The organism is Bacteroides sp. D2 (assembly GCF_025147085.1).
GTDB lineage: Bacteria > Bacteroidota > Bacteroidia > Bacteroidales > Bacteroidaceae > Bacteroides.
Genome location: NZ_CP102261.1, coordinates 6,150,262 through 6,176,069 on the forward strand (window position 1 = coordinate 6,150,262; position 25,808 = coordinate 6,176,069).

Genomic DNA, 25,808 nt, shown 5'->3' on the forward strand with positions numbered 1-25,808 from the left:
TGATCTATTTCTCTTCCACTATCCACTTTTCAATATTGCGGGTTTCCGCACTGAAATTTACTCCTATTTTAAAAAGCTTCCGTCCATCCATCTCGAAAGGAAGAGCATAGTGCTTGTCGTTTATCTGTTGTAAAGCCTCTTCTGCCGTACCGTTCAGTTTAAATTCCATGATATAGATGAATTTGTCTGTCTGCAAGACAAGGTCGATGCGCCCTTCGCTTGTATGATATTCCACTTTGGTATAGAAGCCGACTAGTTTAAAAACAATGAAAAGCACGTTCTCGTAATGCAATTCCTGATCGCGAATCACTTCGTAGGTGGTATCAGCAAAGAAACTTTGTAAACGACGGAAGAAAGAGCTGTAATCGCCGGAACGTACTTCACGAACAAATTTCTGAATTTCAAACGGAGATTCTACCTTATTTACATTCGCATAATAAGGAAGCAGGAAACGGACAAATCCTTCTTCTACTTCACGATTCGGGAAACCTAACCGATACATTCCAAATTCTTCATCATACCCTTTAATAGTGAGATAACCACTCTGATAAATCACCGGAATGGGATTAGTAGATTCAGAGTCTATGCTATTCAATACTTGGGCGTCGGTTTCTTCATGCGTCATCCGCTCCAAGTCATAATGATGTTTTTGCAGCAATTTCACCAGATAGGTCGGTGTGCCCGTTTCAAACCAATAGCTGCCAAATTCTCTATACTTAAAAGCATTGAGCAAACTAAACGGATTGTACATGCCGATTGAATTGTGTGTAAAGTGATAGCCGTCATAACATTCTTTCAATTCTGCACAGAGTTTATCATACGTCACACCTCGAACATCAGCAAATTCATGAAGCTCGGCATCCAAAGTATCATGAAGTTCCTGATCGCTAACCCCACAGATTTCAACATAATCTTTTCGCATGGATATATCGTCCAAGTTGTTCAAGTCACTAAACACACTGACTTTGCCAAACTTTGTCACACCGGTAAGGAATGCAAACTTGATGCAACCGTCCATTGTTTTAAGCGCTCCATAAAAAGGCTTTAATGTATTCCGAAATTGCTTTTGCAATTCTTCATTACCGATGGCTTGCAACATGGGTTTGTCATATTCATCGACAAGAATAACCACACGTTGCCCCGCCAACTTACAGGCGCGCTCTATGATACCGGCAAAACGCAAAGAAAACGAACGTTCGGACGGCTCGGCACCATATAGTTTTTCCCATGCTGTCAGCGATTTATCAAGTATATTATCCAGACTTTCGGATGTATCATATTTCTCGATATTAAGGTCCAGATGCAGTATAGGATATTTTATCCAGTCCTTTTCCAGTTTTTCCACAGCCAGCCCTTCAAACAGTTCTTTCTTTCCTTGAAAATAGGCCTCTAAGGTGGAGACGAGCAGACTCTTTCCGAAACGGCGCGGACGACTCAAGAAGTAATAACTTCCAGTCTTTACCATTTGATACATCAGTGCTGTCTTATCAATATAGAAATAACCGTCATTACGAATTTTTTCGAAATTCTGAATGCCGATCGGATAAATTTTATGGCTCATATTCTCTTCTTTTATTAATCAATGCCTTTCTTGCAAAGATATATATTTTTAATAGAACTCTTTGTCATAGCAAGTGAAAAGATTCTTTTCAACAATTCATTCTGCACATTTACCAAGAAACTTAGGAACGATAAAGTAAGAGGAGGATGACTACACAAAAAGATTGAAAAGCCCGGACTTTCGCAAGCCCGGGCTTTCTGTATTCTCTCAAAGCATCTCCTTAATTTATAGGGAAATGGGGTACTAGTATTAAAGATTTTAGCGTACTAGCATAATATAAGGAGATACATTTGGAGTAAAGATAAAAGGGATGCCAGTGGGAAATCAGGGAAGGCATCCCTTTTCTAATAGAAGAACAAAGATAGAAGGATGGACTTTCACAAGCTGTGTCCTTCGCTTTGTTCTGGGGTAAAAATATCTTTTTCACACATAGGTGAAGAAGGGTTTTATTTAAATAGCGTCCGACAATTCTGTCGGATCTATTTTCACTGTAACCGTTTTACCAGCAGCATAATTATTAATTGTTCCCCAACGTGATTCGGCAACAATATTAACAACAATGCTAACTTCAGCTTTCAGCTGCTTTCCTGTATTGGTAAGAGTCAAAGCACCCGTATTCTTATCTAAAGTAACATATTTAGCTTGAGTGGCATCATCTAATTCGAATGTAGGAGCTACAAATCCGAATATACCCAATGGAGCTGCTCCCCATTTGTCACCAGCTTTTACTTCCTTACCTGCTTCCCACATTTTCTCTTTATTAGAAGCTTTCCATATAGCTCCTGTTGCAAGTTGAGCAGTTGCATCCAATTTATCACTACCAATCTTCACTGTTGCATCAGTCGGGCCAGTCCATTCACCACTAAGATCAGCAAGAGTAAAGGTTGTTTCTTTAGAAGTTACTAATTCTATATCTTCGCCAGCCGCATTTTTAGCAATAACCTTAGCAACAACTACTATAGCCTTAGCAGGAGCAGGGTTAGAGTATGTATTATCCACTTTCAAGACATTATCTGCAAGGCTAACACCGGTGATCGCATTTTTCAGTGAGAACTGAACAGTAGCACCTACCTTTTTAGCATTGTCCACAATCGTTGCATAGTTCGCAAAGAGAGAAGGGATTTCCATCATGAAATTCATAGATGTAGGCTTGTCTGCCGGAAGAAGATTTGCGGTCAAAGCCAAACTTGATCCACCAGTAATAATCTTATCATCATACGTCAATGTGTAATCAGCACCTGTTACCTCAACTGTAATTGATGGTTTCAAAGTGAAGTTCTGTACATCAGATACCTTTACTTTTACTTCCGGTACATAAGTACCTTTTACTGTACCCTTCGGAACTACAATTTCCAATTCGTTTGTAGTGGTTTTATCTTTAAATCTCAAATATACTCCTTCTGCAGCTTTAAAGGCAAAATTCTCTGCTGGCAATTTTTCATAAACTTCCTGACTAATACCAATATCAGTACTACCACCAGTTGTACCATAAGAAACTGTCACATCAGCTACTTGTTCTTTTGTTCCATCAAATTTAACTGCCGAAATAGTTGGAGAAACTTCCGGATCTGTCGATGCCGCTTTAGCGGTAACATCAGCAAAAGCAGTAACTTTCTCGAAATCAGTACCAGTGATTGTTACAGTAGCCTTTGGTTGGGCTACTTTACCATTAGAATCAGCAGTATAATTTTTCAACTTCAGGACACCATTCTCAATGGTATAGGAAGCCGCATCATCGCCCTCTACCTTATATGTTACTACGAACTTCTCGGCATTCACACTGCTTGCCATTGTTTCATCAGCAACATCATCACCAGCTCTATTTTTACCAGTAATCTGAAGAACAGCTCCCGTTGCATAATCTACAACTGATAGAGGTTTATCATAAAGAATATAATCAATTTCTTTATTCGGTGATTCCACTTTTACATCAGTAATCGCTCTATAATCCGAAATTACCGGGAAATAGTTCGAACTGATATTAGTCAGATTCTTGCTTTGATCTTTAGCGATAAGATTCAGACTAACAGCGAAACTCTTGTCCGTTGAAGTAGAAATAGTAAAAGTAACGATACCTGTAGCTTCGTCTACTTCCGTTTTCTCAATGTTATAAATCTCGGCTGTGCGGGTCTTAATTTCCTGTCCGTCGAACGAAGGAGCATAATTCTCTGCGAAGTTGGCAGCAGCCGTTGCAGGAGAAATACGGAATTTCATCTGGATCGGTTTTGTTTCAGCTACCAATTTATTATCGTAGAAATAAGACATAAAGATGATTTTACCATCTTCATATTCAGGAACATAAACTACGCTCTGAATCTGATTTTCAAGTGCTGTGATACGAGTTTTTAATGCAGTAAACTCTCCATCTACCCCACTTTTATAAGTAGCAAGATAGGCTTCTACTTTATTATCAAAATCTGCTTTAGTAGCACAATAGCCATAGCTAGCTTTGATCGTAGAGATTTCAGTCAATACTGCCGCAAAATTTTCATAACCACCACCAGCTAAAGCTGCCTCGATAGTTGTTTTAAATGTAGTAAGCGTAGTGATATTACTGGTAACAGTTTGGTAAGCAGTTGCCTGTTCACTCTTATAAGTTTCAAAACTAGTACTCAACGTTGCTAATTTATCGTCTACACCTTTGATAGCAAGATTGATAGCAGAGGTTTCCGCCAATACCTGTGATTCAATAACCTCGTTTACATATTTAGCAATAGAGCCATTGTCTTTCAGCAACTCCAGAACTTCGTTATCAACCAATCCTGCAAGTTCAGAATGGGCTACGTAAGCAGTCAAATCATCCTTCGATGCAGCGTTTTGATTGAATGTTTCCAATGCGGTGATTCTGCCATCCAATTTTTGCAGTTCCAAGATATTAGCTTGTATCTCAACAATAGCAGCCGCATTATTGTCAGCCATATCTTTTACAGCCTTCAATTCATTCTTAGCTTCTGCCAGTTCATTTGCTAATTTTTTCAGGTCTTCGCTAGATGCAGCACCAGCCAATTTTTCTGTCAGGTCGGCAACTTTAGCTTCCAGATCTTTTTTCGTTTCGTTCAAAGTTCCCTCGATTGAGTTTACTTGTTTTGAAAGTTCGGTAATCTGGTCGCCCAATGTTTTAATAGTACTTGCATCTGCTTTGTTTTCCAACGCAGTCTGCAACGCTTCTACTGTTTTCAGCAAATCCTGTACTGCCTTGCTATCCGCCTTACCATCAATAGCAGTTTGCAATTGAGTCTGCAAAGTTTGAATGGCACTAGATATGGCCGCTTTCATGTCCTCTGTGCTCACCGGATTAGTGGACGTAACTTTATCAATCTGCTCTTGCAGATTTTTGATGTCATCGTCATAGTCCTTACAACTCGTTACAGTTGTACTAACCGCAAGCGTCAATGCCCCAAAAAGCATTACCCTAACAAATTTTTTCTTCATAACTACTTAAAAATTACATTAATAATATATTATTAAACACTAAGTTTCAATAATAGCCGCCCGTTACTTCGTAGGTAACGGATAAACCTTTGTACCTGCTCTTTTGGAGTAGTCAATACTGAAAAATAAGACGATAAGCAATGAAACATTTTTACCCCTGCTTCTGAAAGGCAGTAGAGGGAGGGAAATCTTTTGCAAAATTTAGAAGTTAACAAAGTCCTAATACAAAGAATCCGTGTGTTTTATTTGTTTAATTCCTCTTTTGAGTAGTTTATTAGAAAAAATGTATGATTTCGTTTGGTTGTTTTAAGAAATATGCTCATATTTGCACCGATATTTCAACCCGTTACCTACGAAGTAACAGAGTAAAAATCAAGCACTTGCACCCATCACCGAGCGTTTTACAAAGTCGAGCACCTGTTTATTTGCTTCATCAATTTTCTTACTTCGAAAAGGTTTCAAATAAGTTTCCGTTACAGTGATAGACGAATGTCCCATTGCTTCGGAAATAATGCCCGGATGAATTTCGCAATAATACGCAGTCGTCGCCCAAGTATGACGTGCGGTATATGAGCTCAACCGGTCTTTGAGTCCAAGCAGCTTTCCCACCAGTTCCAACTGATAGTTAAAATTGCGCAGAGCCAGTTGATATTCCCTATACGCCATTGGCGAACCTTCGTCACTGTGAAGAATCGGGAATAAATAGGGCGACTGCTCCTCGCGACTCATATACTTCCGTAAAAGAAACATCGCTTCCGACGTCAACGTCACAGACAGTGGACGCCCCGTTTTACGACGACGATAGCTAATCACATTCCCCCGGAGATCACTCTTACGCAGATAAGCCAGATCGACAAAAGGCAGCCCCCGGAGCAGGAACATCAGGATGAACAATTCCTGCGCACCCCTCATGGCAGGAGTAACCGCATCCGACTGCAACAGACGGGCAAATACCTTCTTCATATCCTCCGCATCCAATGCCCGACGACGGTCCGCCCGCGTACCTGTATATACGGAGCGAAACAAATGCGGCACATAAGGCGCTTTCCGAAGATCGACAGCACGATTGTAAACCGCACGCAACGTGCGAAGATACGTAGACACCGTGTTCCAGCTACACCCACGAGCACGAAGGCTACCCTCAAAATGCTTCAACCACTCCGGAGTTATTTCCGGGAACGACAAACAACCGGAACCCTGAAAAGTAAGAATCGCATTCAAACTACTTCTATATACATGAGCAGTCCCTAAATTCCCACTCTGCTGCAAATCAACAGCCACTTGTTTCATAAACGAAGTAAAACTTTCCTTTTTCATTAAAAAATAATTTAATAATTAATATTTACTAATTTCACAATTTACTTTAGTAAAATACGAAAATATATATACAAAGATTTATATATATAAAATTATAATATTAAAAACTGAAATATTCACATTATCTATCAAATTTATTTTTATACATTTGCGCAGTTTTTTAAACAAATAATCATTTTAATTACTAAAAAACAACAAAGTTATGAACAACAATGAACCAGCTGCCGAACACTACAGCATCAATGGATTCAAGTATTTCTCCGAGTTGGCGAAAGAATATTTTCCAGATCTGGCAAACGCCTCTTCCGCCAGCAAAAAAATGCGCAAACGCATCAAAGCAGACAAGACGTTGAACGAACAACTGGCTGCCGCGTATTACACCTGCCAAACAATCGACATCAGTCCCGAAATGCAACTAATCCTTTACCGCCATTGGGGACCTCCCCACATTGACCTGCCGACCAACGTTTAATTACGTAGTAGAAAACGAAAACATCGACAAGGAATAAAAAGAAAATCGAACTATATATTTTTAAATATATCATTTATCTTTTTATTGTTTATTATGTATTCCACTTTGCGTTCACCACTTTTTTCGGAAAAGAAGATAACTATCATTTATACAGCTATTTACAGAAAGAAAAAAGCGTTCCACAAAGCGTTCGGCAAAATGACCGTTTTTTTCATTCCAAACAGAGCCTCCGAATCCTCCCAACGAAGGCTCTGTTTATCTCCGGCAGAAGTTCTATCAAACACAAACAGAGCATCCGTTTCATCTCCTGATCGCTTCTTCGCCCCATGAAAGAAAACAAAAATACAACAACTTACGTACCACAACTATTCTTCTTCGTCCACACCCGTCCACAAACAGACACCCCCCTTGCAAACCGCACGGGAATAGCGTACTTTTACAGAAAATTTAAATAACACTCAATGAAAAATTTCAATTTTCAAGCCATGCTGAAACATGGTTTTCTCATTATCCCTAAAGCCTTACTACAGCAGCAGATAGAGGACCGGCACATGCAAGAAGGAGAAATAGAAGCTCTCCTGAAAATTCTGATGAAGGTCAATTATTCGGATACACTCTACAACGACCGTCAAAATAAAAACTGCCTGTGTAAAAGAGGCGAAAGCCTGTTTAGTTATCGCGACTGGAGCCACATCTTCCACTGGTCTGTCGGAAAAGCCTTCAGGTTCATACACGAGCTTGCCACGCTGGGAATTATAGAAATCATCTCTCACCCCAACAATTCCTCCCTGCATATTCGTGTCGTCGAATACGATAAATGGATGGGAGTTCCCGATAGCGACAAGCAGAAAAAGAAAGCCGTCAACGAAAAGTTTCACCTGTTCTGGAATGAATTCCACAGCATCACACAGCTCCCCAAAGAGAATATCGCCAAAGCACAACGCGAATGGAAAAAGTTGGGCGACAAGGAACAGCAACTCGCCATCGACAGGATAGAGGAATATTATTTCCACCAAACGAACATCAATTTCCTTCTCCATGCCGCCAGCTATTTATCCAACAAAGCTTTTCTTAACGAATACTGATAATATGAATACCGAAAACAGAGTTTCGCCACAGGCTCCCGAAATAGAAGAAGCTATCATCGGCGCCTGCCTGATAGAACAGGGAGCCATACCACTGGTAGCCGACAAGCTGCGTCCCGAAATGTTCTACGTCCTGCGCCATCAGGTTATCTATGCCGCCATACTGGCCATGTATCATGCAGGAATAAAGATAGACATCCTCACCGTAAAAGAAGAGCTTTCCCACCGTGGAAAGCTCGAAGAGGCGGGCGGACCGTTCGGCATCACCCAATTGAGCAGCAAGGTGGCAACCTCCGCCCATCTTGAATATCATGCGCAGATCGTACACGAGAAATACCTGCGACGCGAAATGATTCTGGGGTTCAACAAACTCCTCACCTGTTCGCTAGACGAAACGATGGATATTGACGACTCACTGGTAGACGCGCATAACCTGCTCGACCGTCTGGAAGGCGAATTCGGCCATAACAACCACATGCGCGACATGGATGAACTAATGACCGCCACCATGGTAGAAGCCGAAGGACGTATCGCCAACAACAAAAACGGAGTAACCGGCCTCCCTACCGGACTGGCGGATCTGGACCGCATGACGTCCGGACTACAGAAAGGCGAGTTGGTGGTGGTCGCCGCCCGTCCCGGCATAGGAAAAACGGCATTCGCACTACACATGGCACGAAGCGCAGCAATGGCAGGGTATGCCGTAGCTGTCTACAGCCTCGAGATGCAAGGGGAACGACTAGCAGACCGATGGCTGACAGCGGTCAGCGAAATCAGCGCCCGCCATTGGCGATCGGGAACCGTCAGCCAACAGGAACTCGTAGAGGCACGCACAACAGCCGCTGACCTCAAACGCCTGCCGATACACGTAGACGACAGCACATCGGTCAACATGGAACATATACGTTCCAGCGCGCGACTGCTGCAAAGCCAACATGCGTGCGATGCTATTATTATCGACTACCTGCAACTCTGCGACATGACGACCGGTCAAAACAACCGCAACCGCGAACAGGAAGTGGCACAAGCCACCCGCAAGGCAAAATTGCTAGCCAAAGAACTGAATGTACCAGTCGTACTGCTTAGCCAGCTAAACCGCGAATCGGAAAACCGCCCTGCCGGCCGTCCCGAACTGGCTCATCTCCGCGAGAGCGGAGCTATTGAACAGGATGCAGACGTCGTCATGCTGCTCTACCGTCCCGCCCTTGCAAGGGTGACGACCGACCGGGAAAGTGGTTATCCCACCGAAGGTCTGGGAGTAGTCATCATAGCCAAGCAACGCAACGGAGAGACAGGAAACGTCTATTTCAGACATAATCCGGAAATGACCAAGATCACCGAATATGTCCCTCCGTTAGAGTATATGCTGAAACATGCCAAATAAGAAACAGTTACACTAATAATATACAATTTTATATTACAACATATAGCATAAATCATTTTCTCATTTTATTTCATTATACATACAAAATATATAGCAAAACACTTGACTTTCCCTCTCATATTTCGTATATTTGTAATGTCGTAAGGACAGAGAAAATTTTATTACTTAAACCTTAACTTTTTATTGTATGAATGTATTAGTGGAGCGCTATCAGCGCAGAAAGTATGTGAATCAACCGGATTCACAGATGTTGTATTATGTACGCCAGAAATCGGGCACAGTGAGAGTGATGGACATCAACAAGCTGGCGGATGCCATCGAAGCGAACTCCTCGCTCACTGCAGGAGACGTGAAGCATGCCATTGAGGCTTTTGTCGAGCAGTTACGCCTATCGCTTACCCAGGGCGACAAGGTGAAGGTTGACGGATTGGGTACGTTTCATATCACATTGAGCAGCGAGGGGGCAGAAAAAGAGAAAGATTGCACGGTGCGCAGCATCCGCAAAGTAAATGTCCGTTTCGTGGCGGACAAGGCGCTTCAATTGGTAAATACGAGCCATGCCACTACCCGAGGCGAAAATAATGTCGATTTTATCCTGGCAGCAAAGGGCGACGGAGAAGGTGACGATGACGGAAATAGCGGTAGCGGTGGAAACAGCGGCGGAAGCGGAGAAGCTCCGGACCCGGCAGCTTAATCTTTAAAACAGCGCCGCATGGATATTACGGAGTGATTTCTACAGTTACTCTCCATGCGGTTTCTGTTTTCTTCTACATTTATTTTTTAATTCTCAATTTTCAATCCTCAATTTATTAAAATGCTTGATAAAATCATAGAGATCATTATAACGATCCTGCCCTTTCTGGGCAGTAACCGCAAAAAGCGCAAAGTAATGGCGCAAGAAGTAAAAGAGTTCAGCGAACTGGTGAAAGACCAATATACTTTTCTGATGCAGCAGTTGGAAAAAGTGTTGAAGGATTATTTCGACCTTAGCTCGAAAGTGAAAGAGATGCATACGGAGATATTCTCATTAAGAGGTCAGCTGGCGCAGGCTGCCACCTTGCAATGCATCCATAAAGAGTGCTCGCAACGTAGCATGGCGGAAGCCTGACAATGAACGGTCTTATCCATGAGAACTATCAATCTAATAGTAATCCATTGCTCCGCCACGCGCGAGGACAAGAGCTTCACGGAATATGATCTGGATATCTGCCACCGCAGGCGCGGATTCAACGGAACGGGGTATCATTTTTATATCCGCAAGAACGGTGATATAAAGTCTACCCGTCCGATAGAAAAGGTCGGTGCGCATTGTCGCAGTTTCAACAAGGAAAGTATAGGTATCTGCTACGAAGGAGGACTCGACTGCATGGGACAACCGAAGGACACACGCACCTGTTGGCAAAAACACTCTCTGCGTGTATTAATTCTCACTTTATTGAAAGAGTATCCCGATTGCCGGATATGTGGACACCGGGATCTTAGCCCCGACCTGAACGGAAACGGCGAGATTGAACCGGAAGAATGGATCAAAGCCTGTCCTTGCTTTAATGCTGAAAAGGATTGGGATAAAGTCTAAAAAAATTAGCTTTATTATAATTTAGGCACGGATTACACAGATTGCACGGTTAGTGCTATGCTTGTACAAAGCAACCGTGAAATCCGTGTTATCCGTGCCTAATCTTTAACTTATGATTTTGCTAGACTACGCGTTATCAAAGGCCGTTTAGAACCGACGTAATATGCTGTCTAATTTTCCAACGAGGTAAAAAGGTAGATTTATCAATTTGAATTCTTTTCCGTCTGCCGTCTTTACCTCATCCACAGCATAAGGCTGCGACCATATTCTGACTGCAACTGTCTGCATAGAGTGATTCATAAAAGAATGTAAGGAACGTAAGTGGGCGTTATGCCCTGATTTGACTTCAATGGGATAAACCATAGAATCCTGCCCCCACACATAATCGACTTCTGCATTAGAACCACTTTTATTACGCACCCAGAAACAACGTTTCTGACTGACTTTATCTGTCAGTGTCAACAGTTCTTGCGCTACAATCTGCTCCGCTATCATACCACGCCAAGCATCCATTATATCTTTTGCTCCCAAAACCTCTTTCTGTACCTGTGCCGCATAATTCACCAATCCTGTATCTAGCCAGACCAGTTTGGGCATACGCTTTATTTCAGGAGTGGCCGGAACTTCCGTTGCCGTAGTCGGATAAACTAATTCCAGCAACATCGCCTTTTCCAATAAACGAAAAGCCTCTCCCACTTCCCGGGCATTATAAGACGAACCTGCAAATCCTCCTAAAGTTATAATTTGTCCGGCTTTATGCCATCCTTCTTTTAATATAAAGCGAATCACTTCCGGAAGTTGTTTTCCCAAAGCATATTTTTCCACATCATCCCGGTAGCCTTGCAAAAGAGTTTCATAAGTGGACTCCAAGGATAAAATATCCCTGCGCTCCGCATAGAGTTGCACAACTTCCGGCATACCTCCAATCAACGTATAGATATTAAACAATAACATCAAACGATCATGGAAAGCGAGAGTGATTTCAGGCTTATCTAAAACGGATAATAAAGGTTCTTCTCCAACAGCACCCAGAAACTCGCGAAATGAACAAGGACGCAATGCCATATATTGCACCCTTCCCACCGGAAATGAAACACGTACATCTATCAGGTTTTCTAATAATGAACCGGCAGCAATTACATAAATATCAGGTAATTCTTCATAGAAATAGCGTAATAACGCTACTGCCTTTGCTGAATTTTGAATTTCATCAATAAAAAGTAATATAGTTCCTTCATTCCTTATCTTTCCACAATGTGCAAAAAATAAAGGCATCAAATCTTTTAGAGACACATTCAACTCAAATAAGGATGCTGCCTCCCGTTTCTCCAAATTCAAATACAGGTAATTGTCAAACTGCTTTCCAAATTCGTTGACTACCGTTGTTTTACCGACTTGCCTTGCTCCACGCAATATCAAAGGCTTTCTATGCGTATCATCTTTCCATTTTTCCAGATGAAATAATATATCTCTTTTAAACATAAAACCACAAATTTATTGATTTTCAGCAACAAAGTTATAAAGAATTTCCAAAGATGGGGCAAAACACCATTGATTTTGTTTCAAAGATGGGGCAAAAGTCTATCGTTTATGTTCCAAAAATGGGGCAAATCCGCCTAATACTGTCGTAAAGATGGGGCAAAAAGAACGTATTTACAATCAGCTAATCTACAAATTAGACGACTTACCATGTACTAACTCCAATCGTACATCGTAAATCGTCTAATCGTAAATGAACTTAATCGTAAATTATTTTTCTACTTCACGTCGAATGCAGCATCAATCAACGCTTTCAAGTTCAGATAATGACTTCTGTATATTCCACTGGAAGCATTTGCCGCATTGGTCAGGTCTCTTCTAAGATCAGTCAACTGTCCGCGTGCAATAGTCGGTGCTTCAGAAGGGAAATCGAAAGCTACGAGCGAATAACCACCCAGACTTCCGAGCGAACCGGAACTGTTCTTCGGTTTATCAAGCATTCCAATCAACGCATTGACATAAGTCTTTTGCAAACTACGTTGGGAAGCATCCGGTTTCTTTCCTCCTTGCATATCGCTCCAGATACTCTTCTTCAAATCACGGAACAAATCGTTGGCTGTGTATGCCTTCGCTCCGTTGACCAGTTCGTTGACCGTCATCTTATCGAGTGTGCGGCTGCTAAGCAGTTGTTTCAATGTACTGCTCTGTACACGGTAGATCGAATTGAAAGTATTGATACCAGTTCTTTCGGACAGTTTATCATCCATCAGCCAGGTCGGTGTGGTAAACAGTTCCTTGTTCAGGAAGTCGACCGCTTTCTTCTGAATATCCTTCGGAACATATTCCACCGCTTTCATGTCTGTCTGTTCCACAGAAATCGGATTGTGGTAGATACCGGCCACATTGGTAGCCACATGGCCCATGTACAAGTCGAATTGTCCCACCACATTCTGATACAAACGGACAGCTTTCATATAACCTTCGTTCGGTTCATAAGTCCAGTTCATGATTTCAGGCATCACGCGTTTCAGGTTTTTGATACCATACGAACTTGCCAACATGGCATCGTCTCCTAAATCCTCACTTTGATTGCGGGGATCGTTTCTGTCGAGTTCCGTTCCGAACGTATAGCGCTTGTCCTCCCGCAGCTTCTCAATGATCCACTTATTCAAATGAGGTATTTCGGCTTCCGCCGTTTCATATTCAGGCATCCAACGATAGCCCCATTCAATCGCCCATTTATCATACATACCGATACGGGGGAATATTCCCGAACGTGAAACGTTGTCTTCCGGCTGTGCCACATAGTTGAAGCGTGCATAGTCCATGATAGACGGTGTATGACCGTTGGCTTCCACCCATGCTTTGTCTCTAAGTTTCTCTACCGGGACGGTATTGGAAGAACCGAAGTTATGACGTAATCCTAATGTATGTCCCACCTCATGGGAAGATACAAAGCGCACCAGTTCACCCATCAGTTCATCGTCGAACATCGGTTTGCGTGCTCCCGGATCAATGGCTCCTGCCTGCACGATGTACCAGTTGTAAAGCAGGCTCATCACATTGTGATACCAGTTGATATGCGTTTCAAGAATTTCACCGCTGCGAGGGTCGTGCACGTGAGGTCCGCTTGCGTTCGGAATATCGGAAGGCTTATACACGATAGCCGAATGGCGGGCGTCTTCCAAGCTCCAGGTAGGATCGTCCGTCGGTGCTTCTTTGCCGAAGATTGCATTTTTGAATCCTGCTTTCTCAAAAGCGGCTTGCCAGTCGTTCACTCCCTGAATAAGGTACGGAACCCATTTCTTCGGAGTGGCAGGGTCGATATAAATGATAATCGGTTTCTTTGGTTCCACCAATTCGCCACGCAGGTATTTCTCGCGGTCTTCGTCTTTGGGTTCGAGACGCCAGCGGGTGATATTCGCTTTATACTTCACTCCTTGCGGATTCTCGTCAAAATCCTTATAGCTCACAGCAAAGTAACCTACCCGGTCGTCGTGCAATCTCGGTTTCATCGGTTCCTTGGGAAGTAATAGCATAGAGCTGTTCAGTTCGTAAGTCAACGGAGTGGTAGAGGTGGCAAAGAAAGCTGCCAGCAGTTTCTCAAATCCACTGCCTCCTCCTTTCTTCCGCTGGAAGGTACGCACGGTACGTATTTCGATGTTTTGCGGAAAGGCTTTCAGTGTGTCGATATAACTGGCGTCGTCTACCATGCTGCTCGCTCCGATGTTGTCTTTCACCCGGCTGGTGAATGAAAACATTTCGTTGTCCTTACGGATATAGTCGGTCATGTCGATCACGTAGTTGGTAGTTTCTCCTTCTTTGCGGACAGTTTTCAGCGGGAAGGTGGCCACAATGGGTTGAACATTGGAGTTCAATACGGCCTGATACATGCCCAGTGTATCAGCAGAATGTTCGAGATAAGAGATTTCACGCACGAACAGTTTGTCGCCGCGTCCTTTCTCGAAACGGATCACTTCGTCGCTGATGTAATCTCCCGGATAGCCTACTTTACGTTTCTGCGCGTCTACCGGTGCTTTCACAACCCTGTTCACAATCAAAATATCACGTCCGAAAAGAGAGTCGGCTATTTCGAAGAAATATTTACCATCTACGTAATGCACTTTAAAAAAGCCATCCATTGTTTTGGCTTTGCCGGTGATTACTTTTGCGTAAGGTTGCAGAGCATCTTTCTTACTCTTGGCAATGGAGTCAGCCTTGGCTTTATCCACCGCTTCCGTCTTGCTCTTCTTTTTCTTCTTTTTCTTGAAGATGTCCGTCGATTGTGCTCCGGCCAATGGGATAATCATTGCCAGAATCATCAGAATTGAAACTAATTTCTTCATGCTTTCTTTTTTAATATTTATATACAGATACAAAGATAATAATTATTCGATACCGGCAATATCTTTCATATTCAGGTTATTATCCGTCGACCAGAAACCTGTTTTAGGTTTGCCTGAAGTCGTATATTCCTGTCCGCCGATTGTCAGCGTAAATTTATAGGTATAATTCATCCCCTCTTCAAAGGGAACGGCAACCATCATGTAAGCAGTTTCCAGTGAGGCCGGAAGCCCGAAAGCCGGAAATCCGGCATTTACCACCAGGCCGTCGGGAATGTTATAAGTGACGCTGTTCAAAGGAGTACCACTGATTTCACCGGTGGCCAGATTAACGGTAGCTCCGTCTGCATAAGACAGGGGATGTTCGTCGCAGGTTACCACAATTTTAGTGCAGGTTTTTCCAGCTAAAGCATCGGGACATTCCAGTGCGGGCAAGGTGAGCTGTGAAAACAGAGATTTGAATTCTCCCAAAGTAACCGTAGCTGCCGAATAACTGGAAGTGGTGGCCGAAGCGTATGCAAAGCTATATTTACGATTAGGCATAAATTCGGATGCATAGTATTCCTGCACTGAAATGTTTGGCAAGGCTACCGTTTTGTAATCTTGTGAAGCTGCACTATAAGGGGTATATGCATAAATCGTGTGATCGCCACTTTTAAATCCTGCAGACAGTTCGGAAGAAGGATTCAAAGTCACCTCATCGGTCACATAATCCTCTTTGTCATAGGTGATGTAGGTCTTGCCCTCATATTCCATCATAGTAGCTTTGGCTACTTCCGACGGAGCATACGGCAAGTTTTCCTGCGGTTTGCCGTCAGACAATACGTATATTCCTATCTTGTCCGCTTCAATCCATCCCTGGCTTCCATGAGAGTACACATTATAGGCACCGGAAACAGCTATTTTTCCTACTACAGGAATGTCTATATCTTCTTCACCATCATCATCGCTGCTGCAACTTACTGAAGACAACGCCAAAGCCACACAAGTGGCAAAATAAAACAGTCTATTTTTCATACTTTTCTCGTTTTAAATGATTAATTATTTACTGATAGGTTATTTTCTTTTTCTAATATTCTCCTTCATAGTTCGTGCACCACACCATCCCTTTCACATTGCCAAAACCGGTGAAAGTCTGTAACTTCAGATCGGGTGAAAAACCTTCGAAAAGGCGTACCATCTGGCTCTTGTTTACGTCAATGACGGTGATATTTCCATTTTCCTGCGAAAGCGCCAGCCGGAAGTTAGGATCAGTGCTATTCCCTCCGTAGCCATAGAACTCGCAAACGATGGGGCTTCCGCTGATGCCGGTGATACGGCTGTCCGCTGTGTAAGCCAATACGTGATTGCGCATCTGCATACTGTACACATAGAGGTTCTTATCTCCATCGGTAAAGTAGAAATAGGGATTCTTCTCAAAGTTGGAGGACATCTTGATAATGCTTTGCGGAGTCAATAAAGAGCCGCCACTGAATCCGTATTGGTCTGTACCGGTGATAAGGTGGGAGTTATTATCCATTCCTTTCACAGCAAACTCATGCAGATTATAATTCCCGGTTCCCTGTACGTCGATCAATGACACATAGTTTGCCCAGAAAGTCAATCCGCCATTGGAGGCAACATCTATTTTTTCGTAAGCACCTATGGCAAGGCAGCGGGTTCCCGCTCCCATATCGTTCACCCGCAACACTCCGGAGGGGACTTCCAAATCCTGATCGTATGTTTTGAAGTAGACAATGGCGGGAGTATAAACTGCTCCCCATTGTGAATAATGTGCAATACCGATGAAACGGGCATTCTGCTCATCATACAAGATGCAACGTTCTTCATCGGCACACCAATAAGTGACATTGTGGAACGGTGCGAAGCAAGTGATGCGGCTGCCTCCCTCAAACTCATACGGCATGGCACCGTACTTCCCGTAATAAGGAATCGCTTTATTGTCAGTGCCTACGGCACGGATATACACTTCCCCCTGTTCGGAGCAAATCACGTAATATTCTTCTTTGAAAGCGAGGTCCATTATCTTCAAGTCATCCGGTTCTTTACGGTTCTCGAATTCGTCGGCAAGCCACATGTCTTTTTGCAACGAATTACCGTCCAGCGTGACACTTCCACTGCCCTGATTTATCAGGACTTTCGGTAAGCCCGAAACGTAGGAACCGGAGATAGAGCCTAATACATAATAGTAGTAGATTCCCTGCGGATCTGTACCTAAACCACCTTCGATGGTGCTCTCCACATTGTGCGTCACCCGAAAGGCCGGATTGATGAAAGACAAGGCAGATTTTCCGTCTCCCTTATCGGAGAGAATCATCCAGCCCCAGTCGAAACTATTCTTTCCCGTCAGGGTGTATTTATTGCTGATATACGTTTCGTTCGTTTCCTTATTGATTACTTTCAGTATCAGTTCGTATGTCCCGCCTTTCTCGAACTGGTATTTCAGATGATAGCCAGTGTAGATCAGTTCACGGTTCAAGTACCATTGGACGGTGAAAAGTTCGTCTACGTTTCCGATGTCGGTTGAGAAGTTGACGGGAGCATCCATCTCGAAAAGGTCGCCTACCATAAATGTGTAGTCCGACGAAGCGGAGTTCACAAAAGAGACTTTGGTAGAGTTTGTATAGCCATAGTTTCCCAAATCGTCATAACAGCCGGTTATCACGAGAAGCTGCAGGATTGAAATGAATAGTATTGTTTTTCGCTTCATAGTTTATTGTCAGTTATCGAGAATGGTTTCATACAGCGGTGTCACTCCATCTGTATCATAATATTGGTAATTGCCTTGCTGCCACTGGTCTTTCCACCAAGCCTTGAAGTCGGCTATCAGATTGACAAACTCAATGCCGGTGTATTTATCCAATGATTCGAGTATCTCGCCATCCATGAAAATGATAAAAACACGGTATTTCATATCCGAGTATACTCCCAGATTGGCCGCTGAACTCTGGCTCCACCACACAGGGCAGGAAATCCGGTCGGTCACTTGAATCGTGACGTATTGATATTCTGCCGGGCCTACCAGACAGTTTTCCACTGCATCCAGCGAAAGGGTAAGTGTATATTCTGTGTTGAGCAGTGCTTCATTACGATAGACGGTGACTTCGTAGGTGTCTTCTGCCAGTCCTTTATGGAAGATGCCGGAAGTCAAAGGGGCATAATCGATGCCGGAACGGGCGGTGCTCTTCTCTCCCACTGCGGAAATATCACAGGTAGCATTTTCTTCGAGCAGGTAGCCAAGAAGTGTCATTTTCACTTTCACGGTTCCTTCCCGAAGCAAGGGTGCATCCGTAGCAAAATTGAATGTTATTTTCTGGGGAGACTTATCGTTCATGTAAGTAAAATAGACGTAGTTGTCTCCATGATAAACTTCCAGTTGCTCTTCGCTGCAGGAGGCGAAAACAAGCAGCAGGCAGAAGGTGGTATATGTCAATATTCGTTTCATCTTATCCGGGCATTAGTTGGTTGTTTCACTGGTAGGCAATGGAAGTACATAAGAACCTGTCATGTTGATTTCTCCTTCCTCGTCGGAATCGGGCACGGTGGAGAGGTTCATCCGTTTGTAGGTGTAGAAGGTTCCACCTTCGCCTATCATTTCTTTCCGTATATCGAGCAGTATTTCGGCATCCAGTTGTTCACGGGTGCTGACTGTCAGACTAAGGGTACGTTCAGCTCCACGGGCTTTTCGAACTGTTTCGAGGTAGTTGATTCCTTCGGTTATCTTGCCATTATAGCTACTGATCTCCGCCAGGATATGACAGATTTCACTGAACCGGATCACTGGTATCATCGGATTCTCCATTGCTTCTACTACTGATTCTACGGAAGGGTTATACTTCAGTGTGTAATACTTCGACTGGGTTTCATTGGTAGTCCCGATCAGGTAGGTGAGCCGATAGTCGGTATATACGCCCGTATTGTCCGAAGCAAACAGGGAAGGGATATTTGCCAACGGCAAACGGGTGGTTGACGAAGAAGAGGAAGAGCCCCATACGGCCTGTTCATAATCCGTAGCCAGCTGTTTCTTGTACAAGCCGAACAATATGTCGTGGGAGACTTTTGTATATCGGGAATTGAGATTGCAAGTAATGTTCTCTCCTTCTGTAAAGCCTATCCACCGTTTCTGCTGATAATAGGTGTTGTAAAGTTCTTTGGCGGCTGTCTCGGCATTCTTGTAGTAGGCAGGACCGGCATAGATGCAGACACGGGCTTTCAACCCCAGCAATGCCAGATAGTTGAAGCGGATGCCACGATACCAGAAGAATGCTCCCATATCGTCTATATAGGAACCGGAGTTGAAGCGGTAGCGGGCATTCCATTCGGGAGTAGGTTCGTACATTTGTGAAGCGTACATCGCTTCGGGATGGTATTCGGTGTCAAACTTACGCAGAATGTCTTCCGCTTCGAGCAGGTCTTTCAGGACTTTCTCGATAAAATCGGTAACGGTACATTTTTCTACCACTGCGGCTTCGTATTTATCGCGGTAAGGAAGATAGGCGCCCGAAGGATTGGTTGCCGTTGCAGGAGCAAACAAGCGAAGCAGGTCAAAATGCATCATGGCTCTTAATGACAAGGCTTCGGCGTAAATGAGGTTTTTCTCTTCTTCTCCGTATTCGAACAAAGAGATGTCCGTGGGCCGGATGTTCTCGATGAGCTTGTTCAGGTTGGCTATCACTTTATAGCCTTTTTCCCAGATAGCTGTCACGACGGGTTCGGTGTCGACCGTGTTATAGATAAGTTCGGAAGCGTCGGCATACATCGGAGAGATGGTTCCGGCCTTTTGATTGTATTGCTGGGAGATGGCACTAAGGAATCCCCAGCTTAGTTGCTTACCATAAAGTTCGTCGGACGCCAGATTGGTGTAGATACCATTCAGGGCATTCCGGTAGCCGAAACCGGTGGAAAACAGATCGTCGTCGGCTATCGCATTTTCTGGTGTTACGTCCAGCCAGGCATTGCAGGAAACGGCTAACATTCCTGTCAGGGCTATTAGTATATGGCTGATTAGTTTCTTCATTTGTATGGTTAGAATATGATGTTAGTAGTCAGATTGAATGAACGCGAATAAGGATAATCCAGTCCCCGTTCCTGACGGATGGTAGACCAATAGAACAGGTCGTTCATCGTGAACGAAAGACGCAGGCCGGACAGATGGAGTTTCTTTAATTGTTCGGGACGGAAATTGTAGCTCATTGTTAATGAACTCCATTGCAGGGTATTGTTTTTCTGTACAAAACGCGAAGATGCGCCGGTGGTGACATTACGGTCACGAATATCTTTCATGGTGGTTATGTCTCCCGGTTTCTGCCAACGGTCGAGCAATACCCGCTTATCTACATTGTCATTTTTAATGTCGGCATTCTCTACATAGGAGACGAGGGTATTGTTGTAAGCATCTCCACCAAAAGTATAGAGGAAAGAAGCAAACATGGATAACTGTTTATAGGACAGGGTATAACCGAATGAGCCTTGTCCCTTGGGAGCTGTATCGCCAATGATGGTCCATTCGTCGGCAGACCATACATCGGTAACGTCACCATTCCGGCGAAGGTAGATTTCTTTGCCGTTTGTGGGGCTGATTCCCAATGACTTCATCCCGTAGATAGAGGTCAGAGAGGCTCCTTCGTAATATTTCAGGTATGTTTTAGCATATTTTGAATCGGAGCTGCTTTCGGGGTTATATCCGCTGAACAGTTCTTCCACTCTTTTATTATAGTCGCGCATTGCCTGGGAGATTTCAACAATCGTGTTTTTGTTTCTTGCAAAGCTGCCGTAGAGCTGGAAGAGCCAGTTTCTGTCACTGTAAAGTCGTGCCCGCAGTTCCAGTTCGACGCCGGTGTTTTTCACCTTTCCCATGTTTTCTTTGTAGGAAGTGAATCCGGTAGAGGAAGGGATGGTATAATCGGTTATCAGGTCGATGGTACGCTCGTCGTAGGCAGAGGCTTTCAGATAGATTTTATCGTGCCACAGTCCGATTTCAACTCCATAGTCGAGGGTGTATTTACGTTCCCATTTCAGGTTCGGATTTCCCATCTGATAGAGGAATACACCGTAGCCTGTGGGATACCAGCTGTCTGTTTGCAGCTGATACATATCTTTGGCCGAATAGAGGGAGAAGTTGGTCTTTCCGGTCAGTCCGTAGGAGGCACGGAACTTCAACATGGAAAAGAGTTCATTCGACTTCATAAAATCATAATTATGAATGTTGATTCCTGCTCCTGTTGACCAGAACATGGACCATCTTTTATCGGAACCAAATTCGGAAGAACCGTCGATACGTCCTGTAAGGTCGGCGAGATAGATATTGTTATAGGTGTAGTTGGAAGTAAGCAAGGCTCCTACCAAGCGGGTGGTATTGTCGGAGCTGCTGGGCTTTCCGTATACTTCTGCCGCATAGTTTGAAGAGACAAGGTCGCCACCAGGGAATCCCCGGTAACGTGTTTCGGAAGCAGTGCTCTGCGTTTGTCTCATGTTGGAGGACAAGCAGATATTGAGATTGTGTCCCTTGAAGGTATTGTTGTACATGAGTGACAGGCTTCCGTCTATCACTGTTCTCTTTTGTGTGGATTCTGTTTTTTCACCATTGATGTTGCCTGTACTGGCTGAATAACTGGCCGATGCGGGATCTTTGTACAGATCACCGGTAGAATTTCTCATCAGGACGGAAAACTGACCGCGCAGACGCAGACCGTCGGTGATACGCCAATTCAGACTAAGATCATCGGTTACTTCATCATAACCGGAATGGTCGAAGCTGTTGTAGAAGTTGATTTCGTACAGTGGATTTACTTGTGTGCCGCTAGCCCCGTCGAACTTTTCGAGACGGCGCACATAATCGCCATTTTCATCATACAGACGCATATAAGGAAGTAAATGGGAGTAATCGCTGAATGAATTGAAGGGGACATCTGTACTTTTGTTATAAGTGTAGGTCACTTTGTTCTTTATTTGTAGTCCGCCAATGCGGTAGTCTACATAAAAAGCGGCATTGGCATTCTTACGGGAAGAGTGTTTCATCACTCCTTCCGTTCCTCTGAATCCCAGTTCCACTCCCCAGCGCACGTCGTTTTCTCCACCGTCTATGAAAACGGAGTGCTTATGGTTCAGAGCCGTGCGTAGTCCTTGAGAAAGCCAATAGGTATCGACACCTGTCAGTACATTATTGAGTCGTTGGTAGTAACCGTTGGTATAGGGGTCTATTTCCGGGGTGTTGCTGTCATATAGTCCTGCCAGGCGTTCGGTTTCCAGCTTCTCACGAGCGTTCATCAGATTGTAGGAGGATAAATCCGGCAGTTCGGCAGAAAGTACTCCGGAATACTGTACACGGAACTTTCCGGCTTCAGGCGCACGCCGTTCAATGACAATTACTCCGTTGGCCGCACGTGAACCGTACATGGCAGTGGCGGCAGCATCTTTCAGGATATTGATGCTGTGGATGCTATTCATATCGAGGTCGTATATCTTTTCTACATCGACTTCAAAGCCGTCCAGTATGAAGATAGGCAGGTTGGAATTACCGCTTAGCACTTCCCGCGAAATGGAGGAGGTGGAGGTCTGCCCAAGTGTCGTTTCTCCGATACCGGTCTGACCACGCAAGACGAATTGAGGCAGGCTGTTGGGATCGGAACCAGCAGCCAGATTCTCCTGTATTCTGAAAGAGGGATCGAAAGTCTGAATGGCCGAAATCAGGTTGTTCGGGTTGACTTTTAACAGGTCTTCTTTCTCTATCTTTGTGGTATTTCCTGTGAAACTTTCTTTCTGTATGGAGTTATAGCCGGTTACAATCACTTCCTGAATACTTTCGGTAGCTTCTACCATCTGCACATCGACTTTCTGCCGGGAAGTGACTTTGATTTTACGGGTTTCAAAACCGATGTAGGAATAGATAACCAGACCGCCTTTTTCGGGCAGGGTCAATACATAGCAACCGTTTATATCGGTAATTACACCAGTAGAATGACCATCCAAACGAATCGTCACTCCTACCATCGGTTCTTTAGAGAGTTTCTCAATCACCCGGCCATAAACATAATTTCCGTGTGGAGGAAGAAGATATGTCTCTTTTGAATTATTTTTGTTTTGGGCTATTGCATTAGTAGATAGTGATAAAATGTATACAAACAGTAAGATTCTATTCAAAGCCCCGGAATTTAGCTTTTGCATAACGGATATATATAGTTATTACGTCTGCAAAATTATCTTTATGGAATAGATTGGACAATCACGAAATTTAGGTATTTTATACAACTATTATACCAACACATGATTAAAATGGTAAAAATTTGCTTCCGTTTAGGTATTAATTAGAAGCAAAACAAACAACTGCATCATTTATCCTCTATCAGAAGACAAATGATGCAGTTGTCGGTTATATCTGTTTTTCTTATAATGCCAGACGGTAAATCTCTTTGCTGTCCTGTTTCGTTAATTTGACATAGTTGCCTACCAATTCGCCTTTATTCCGGTGCAGACTATCTGCAAGACGGTCGATGTCGGGATTCTCAATGCCAAGTTCTTTGAAAGTCACAGGCAGGCCGATGGAGGTAAAGAAGGATTTCAGGCGCGAGATTCCCTCAAGGGCTACTGCCTTTTTATCATCTGATTCTGCCACTCCCCACACTCGGATGGCGTATTGGGCTATCTTATCCACATTGTGTTCTGTCATCCATGTCATCCAGGCAGGGAAGATTACGGAGAGTCCGGCGCCATGAGTCACGTTATAGATGGCGCTGATTTCATGTTCGAGGAAGTGGGAAGCCCAGTCCTCTTCACAACCTACACCACAGGTTCCGTTATGGGCAATGGTTCCACTCCACATCAGATTAGCACGGGCTCCGTAGTTTTCAGGTTCTTTCATGACGGTGGTTGCTTCTTTGATGATGGCAAGTAGTGTGCCTTCGCACAGGCGGTCGCCTATCTCTACGTCTTTCGTGTTGGTGAAATAGCGTTCCATGATGTGTGCCATCATATCGGCAATGCCGCAGCCGGTTTGGAAAGGAGGAAGTGTGTAGGTCAGTTCGGGGTTCATTACGGCAAAAACAGGACGCAGTACACCGGGAGCACGGAGGCTTAATTTCTGTAAGCCATCGACTTTCGTAATGACGGTGTTACCGGAACCTTCGCTTCCGGCAGCAGGAATCGTTAACACAACGGCTACTTTCAATGCTTTCGTCACAATGGCTTTTCCGATGTAGAAATCCCAGAAATCTCCGTTGTAAGGAACTCCGGCTGCAATGGCTTTCGCCGTATCAATCACGGAACCGCCACCAACGGCGAGCATCATGTCTACGTTCTCTTTCCGGCAGAGGTCGATTCCTTCATATACTTTCGTGTCTATCGGGTTAGGCTGTACACCGCCCAGCATGCAATAGGGAATACCTGCTTCCTGCAATGAGTTCTCAACACGAGCCAATAATCCGCTGCGTATCACAGAGCCACCGCCATAGACAATCATTACTTTGCGTGCGCCGTATTTCTGCACTAGTGCTCCGGTCTGCGCTTCCGTGTCCCGTCCGAATACAAATTCGGTAGGACTGTAAAAGATAAAATTATTCATTGTCGCTTTCTTTATAGGTCTTTTTATATAGATCCTTTTATAAGTCAGACAAAGTTATAAATTTAAGCAGAATATTTTTCTTTTGATTGTTTAAAGTTTCCTACTTTCATCAGTGCAAGTCCGATAACAATCCAGACCATTTCACGCACCCGGGTAATCAAAGCGGCATAGACACCGTAGGCTCCGGAAAGGGAAAGTCCACCTACGGCAAGGGCAAAGCCGCCTTCACGACCTCCCAGTTGCATGGGCAGGAAAAACAGCAGGTTGGCAAGAAGAGAAGAGAAAGCTGCAATCAGGCAGCAGTCGGCAAAGCTGACGTTAGTGGTCAGCACATTCAGTATCAGCCAGATTTCAAGACAACTGACTATGCGGGCGGTATATTCCAGTAAGAGGGCACTATAAAAGGTTTGTTTCTTTTGCTGATGGAGAAGTGCAATTTGTTTGTCTATATTCTCCAGTTTCTCTTTATGTGCACTTGCAAAATGAAGTACTTTCTTTTTCAGGAAAGGAATACGTCCACCCATACGGACAAAAGCCACTGCCATCCCATGCCGGTAGCCTTTGATGAAAAGAATAACGATCAGTAGACAAAAGAGGGTTATAGCTCCCAGGATTATTCCCATCGCCCACCCTACCGGGTACAGGCAGACATAAAGCAATACTGAACTCAACCAAAAGCAAAAGTGGGAAAAGATATGCATCATCACGTAAAGAATCACGGAAGAGGTGGCGCGTTCGATTCCTATATAGGGTTTCAGTTCCATGATGCGGTATGGCTCACCACCCATCAGTCCGACGGGAGTCACGTAATTGAGTGCAAATCCAGTCACGGTGAATTTGTAGAGCCGGGCAAATGAAAAGCCGGTTTTTCCGCTACTACGGATTATTATATACCACGAGACTGTATTAATCAGGTAGACGAACAGCCACAGCAACAAGACCAAAGGTAAATATATCCCTGCACGTTTCAGATTCATCCAAAGCTCCTGATAATCCATATCGAAAGTGAATATCATAATCAGGACGGCGATGATACCAAAGGCGAGGAATATATTACGATATTTGTTCTTCACTGTTTCTTGTATGACTTAGTACGATTTATT

At 43.9% G+C, this 25,808-nt stretch carries 18 protein-coding genes; 6 read left to right on the forward strand and 12 right to left on the reverse strand.

Annotated elements, in window-relative coordinates; all coding sequences use genetic code 11:
* Positions 1 to 4: 4 nt before the first annotated feature.
* The 3 genes from NQ505_RS23310 to NQ505_RS23320 all read right to left on the reverse strand — a co-directional run bounded on the left by NQ505_RS23310 (position 5) and on the right by NQ505_RS23320 (position 6,310).
* Entirely contained in the window at positions 5 to 1,561 is a 1,557-nt protein-coding gene (locus tag NQ505_RS23310) for an ATP-binding protein (RefSeq protein WP_008999932.1), read from the reverse strand.
* Between the two features lie 450 nt (positions 1,562 to 2,011).
* Positions 2,012 to 4,969, reverse strand: coding sequence for a hypothetical protein (locus NQ505_RS23315; RefSeq protein ID WP_032853691.1), 2,958 nt, complete (start codon positions 4,967 to 4,969; stop codon positions 2,012 to 2,014).
* 396 nt (positions 4,970 to 5,365) lie between these two features.
* Positions 5,366 to 6,310 (reverse strand): tyrosine-type recombinase/integrase, encoded by a 945-nt coding sequence (locus tag NQ505_RS23320; RefSeq protein ID WP_004311304.1) that lies wholly within the window; start codon positions 6,308 to 6,310, stop codon positions 5,366 to 5,368.
* Between the two features lie 202 nt (positions 6,311 to 6,512).
* Here NQ505_RS23320 and NQ505_RS23325 point away from each other — a divergent pair, with 202 nt between their 5' ends.
* From NQ505_RS23325 to NQ505_RS23350, 6 genes are all read left to right on the forward strand, one after another.
* Positions 6,513 to 6,782 (forward strand): DUF4248 domain-containing protein, encoded by a 270-nt coding sequence (locus NQ505_RS23325; protein ID WP_004304199.1) that lies wholly within the window; start codon positions 6,513 to 6,515, stop codon positions 6,780 to 6,782.
* A 461-nt stretch (positions 6,783 to 7,243) separates the two neighbouring features.
* Entirely contained in the window at positions 7,244 to 7,867 is a 624-nt protein-coding gene (locus tag NQ505_RS23330; protein WP_004304200.1) for a hypothetical protein, read from the forward strand.
* A 4-nt stretch (positions 7,868 to 7,871) separates the two neighbouring features.
* Positions 7,872 to 9,251, forward strand: coding sequence for a replicative DNA helicase (dnaB, locus tag NQ505_RS23335; protein ID WP_008999928.1), 1,380 nt, complete (start codon positions 7,872 to 7,874; stop codon positions 9,249 to 9,251).
* Between the two features lie 187 nt (positions 9,252 to 9,438).
* Entirely contained in the window at positions 9,439 to 9,945 is a 507-nt protein-coding gene (locus tag NQ505_RS23340; RefSeq protein ID WP_004304202.1) for an HU family DNA-binding protein, read from the forward strand.
* Positions 9,946 to 10,065: 120 nt separating this feature from the next.
* Complete coding sequence (locus NQ505_RS23345) at positions 10,066 to 10,359, forward strand: hypothetical protein (RefSeq protein ID WP_004304203.1); 294 nt, start codon at positions 10,066 to 10,068, stop codon at positions 10,357 to 10,359.
* An 18-nt stretch (positions 10,360 to 10,377) separates the two neighbouring features.
* On the forward strand, positions 10,378 to 10,827 hold the full coding sequence (locus tag NQ505_RS23350; protein ID WP_004304204.1) for an N-acetylmuramoyl-L-alanine amidase: 450 nt from the start codon (positions 10,378 to 10,380) through the stop codon (positions 10,825 to 10,827).
* A gap of 147 nt (positions 10,828 to 10,974) precedes the next feature.
* Here the strand turns inward: NQ505_RS23350 and NQ505_RS23355 are convergent, their stop codons facing one another.
* From NQ505_RS23355 to NQ505_RS23395, 9 genes are all read right to left on the reverse strand, one after another.
* Positions 10,975 to 12,309 (reverse strand): ATP-binding protein, encoded by a 1,335-nt coding sequence (locus NQ505_RS23355; RefSeq protein WP_008999927.1) that lies wholly within the window; start codon positions 12,307 to 12,309, stop codon positions 10,975 to 10,977.
* A gap of 275 nt (positions 12,310 to 12,584) precedes the next feature.
* Positions 12,585 to 15,152: a zinc-dependent metalloprotease gene (locus NQ505_RS23360; protein ID WP_008999926.1), complete on the reverse strand. Its 2,568-nt coding sequence runs from the start codon at positions 15,150 to 15,152 to the stop codon at positions 12,585 to 12,587.
* Between the two features lie 42 nt (positions 15,153 to 15,194).
* Complete coding sequence (locus NQ505_RS23365; RefSeq protein ID WP_004326593.1) at positions 15,195 to 16,166, reverse strand: fimbrillin family protein; 972 nt, start codon at positions 16,164 to 16,166, stop codon at positions 15,195 to 15,197.
* A 52-nt stretch (positions 16,167 to 16,218) separates the two neighbouring features.
* Positions 16,219 to 17,859, reverse strand: a complete 1,641-nt coding sequence (locus NQ505_RS23370; RefSeq protein ID WP_008999925.1) for a PKD-like family lipoprotein — start codon at positions 17,857 to 17,859, stop codon at positions 16,219 to 16,221.
* A 9-nt stretch (positions 17,860 to 17,868) separates the two neighbouring features.
* The gene (locus tag NQ505_RS23375; RefSeq protein ID WP_004304209.1) at positions 17,869 to 18,594 is read right to left on the reverse strand and encodes a DUF4843 domain-containing protein; all 726 of its coding nucleotides are present in this window, start codon (positions 18,592 to 18,594) and stop codon (positions 17,869 to 17,871) included.
* A gap of 12 nt (positions 18,595 to 18,606) precedes the next feature.
* Positions 18,607 to 20,166 (reverse strand): RagB/SusD family nutrient uptake outer membrane protein, encoded by a 1,560-nt coding sequence (locus NQ505_RS23380; protein WP_004304210.1) that lies wholly within the window; start codon positions 20,164 to 20,166, stop codon positions 18,607 to 18,609.
* Positions 20,167 to 20,174: 8 nt separating this feature from the next.
* On the reverse strand, positions 20,175 to 23,312 hold the full coding sequence (locus NQ505_RS23385; protein WP_008999924.1) for a SusC/RagA family TonB-linked outer membrane protein: 3,138 nt from the start codon (positions 23,310 to 23,312) through the stop codon (positions 20,175 to 20,177).
* A gap of 220 nt (positions 23,313 to 23,532) precedes the next feature.
* A complete protein-coding gene (locus NQ505_RS23390; RefSeq protein ID WP_008999923.1) occupies positions 23,533 to 24,705 on the reverse strand; it encodes an iron-containing alcohol dehydrogenase in 1,173 nt (390 codons plus the stop codon).
* A 62-nt stretch (positions 24,706 to 24,767) separates the two neighbouring features.
* Complete coding sequence (locus NQ505_RS23395) at positions 24,768 to 25,778, reverse strand: lysylphosphatidylglycerol synthase transmembrane domain-containing protein (protein ID WP_008999922.1); 1,011 nt, start codon at positions 25,776 to 25,778, stop codon at positions 24,768 to 24,770.
* Positions 25,779 to 25,808: the final 30 nt, after the last annotated feature.

Excerpts from the sequence above, each read along its gene's own strand:
- NQ505_RS23310 (WP_008999932.1), bottom strand. The coding sequence starts at position 1,561 with ATGAGCCATAAAATTTATCCGATCGGCATTCAGAATTTCGAAAAAATT.
- NQ505_RS23315 (WP_032853691.1), bottom strand. The coding sequence starts at position 4,969 with ATGCTTTTTGGGGCATTGACGCTTGCGGTTAGTACAACTGTAACGAGT.
- NQ505_RS23320 (WP_004311304.1), bottom strand. The coding sequence starts at position 6,310 with ATGAAAAAGGAAAGTTTTACTTCGTTTATGAAACAAGTGGCTGTTGAT.
- NQ505_RS23325 (WP_004304199.1), top strand. The coding sequence starts at position 6,513 with ATGAACAACAATGAACCAGCTGCCGAACACTACAGCATCAATGGATTC.
- NQ505_RS23330 (WP_004304200.1), top strand. The coding sequence starts at position 7,244 with ATGAAAAATTTCAATTTTCAAGCCATGCTGAAACATGGTTTTCTCATT.
- dnaB (WP_008999928.1), top strand. The coding sequence starts at position 7,872 with ATGAATACCGAAAACAGAGTTTCGCCACAGGCTCCCGAAATAGAAGAA.
- NQ505_RS23340 (WP_004304202.1), top strand. The coding sequence starts at position 9,439 with ATGAATGTATTAGTGGAGCGCTATCAGCGCAGAAAGTATGTGAATCAA.
- NQ505_RS23345 (WP_004304203.1), top strand. The coding sequence starts at position 10,066 with ATGCTTGATAAAATCATAGAGATCATTATAACGATCCTGCCCTTTCTG.
- NQ505_RS23350 (WP_004304204.1), top strand. The coding sequence starts at position 10,378 with ATGAGAACTATCAATCTAATAGTAATCCATTGCTCCGCCACGCGCGAG.
- NQ505_RS23355 (WP_008999927.1), bottom strand. The coding sequence starts at position 12,309 with ATGTTTAAAAGAGATATATTATTTCATCTGGAAAAATGGAAAGATGAT.
- NQ505_RS23360 (WP_008999926.1), bottom strand. The coding sequence starts at position 15,152 with ATGAAGAAATTAGTTTCAATTCTGATGATTCTGGCAATGATTATCCCA.
- NQ505_RS23365 (WP_004326593.1), bottom strand. The coding sequence starts at position 16,166 with ATGAAAAATAGACTGTTTTATTTTGCCACTTGTGTGGCTTTGGCGTTG.
- NQ505_RS23370 (WP_008999925.1), bottom strand. The coding sequence starts at position 17,859 with ATGAAGCGAAAAACAATACTATTCATTTCAATCCTGCAGCTTCTCGTG.
- NQ505_RS23375 (WP_004304209.1), bottom strand. The coding sequence starts at position 18,594 with ATGAAACGAATATTGACATATACCACCTTCTGCCTGCTGCTTGTTTTC.
- NQ505_RS23380 (WP_004304210.1), bottom strand. The coding sequence starts at position 20,166 with ATGAAGAAACTAATCAGCCATATACTAATAGCCCTGACAGGAATGTTA.
- NQ505_RS23385 (WP_008999924.1), bottom strand. The coding sequence starts at position 23,312 with ATGCAAAAGCTAAATTCCGGGGCTTTGAATAGAATCTTACTGTTTGTA.
- NQ505_RS23390 (WP_008999923.1), bottom strand. The coding sequence starts at position 24,705 with ATGAATAATTTTATCTTTTACAGTCCTACCGAATTTGTATTCGGACGG.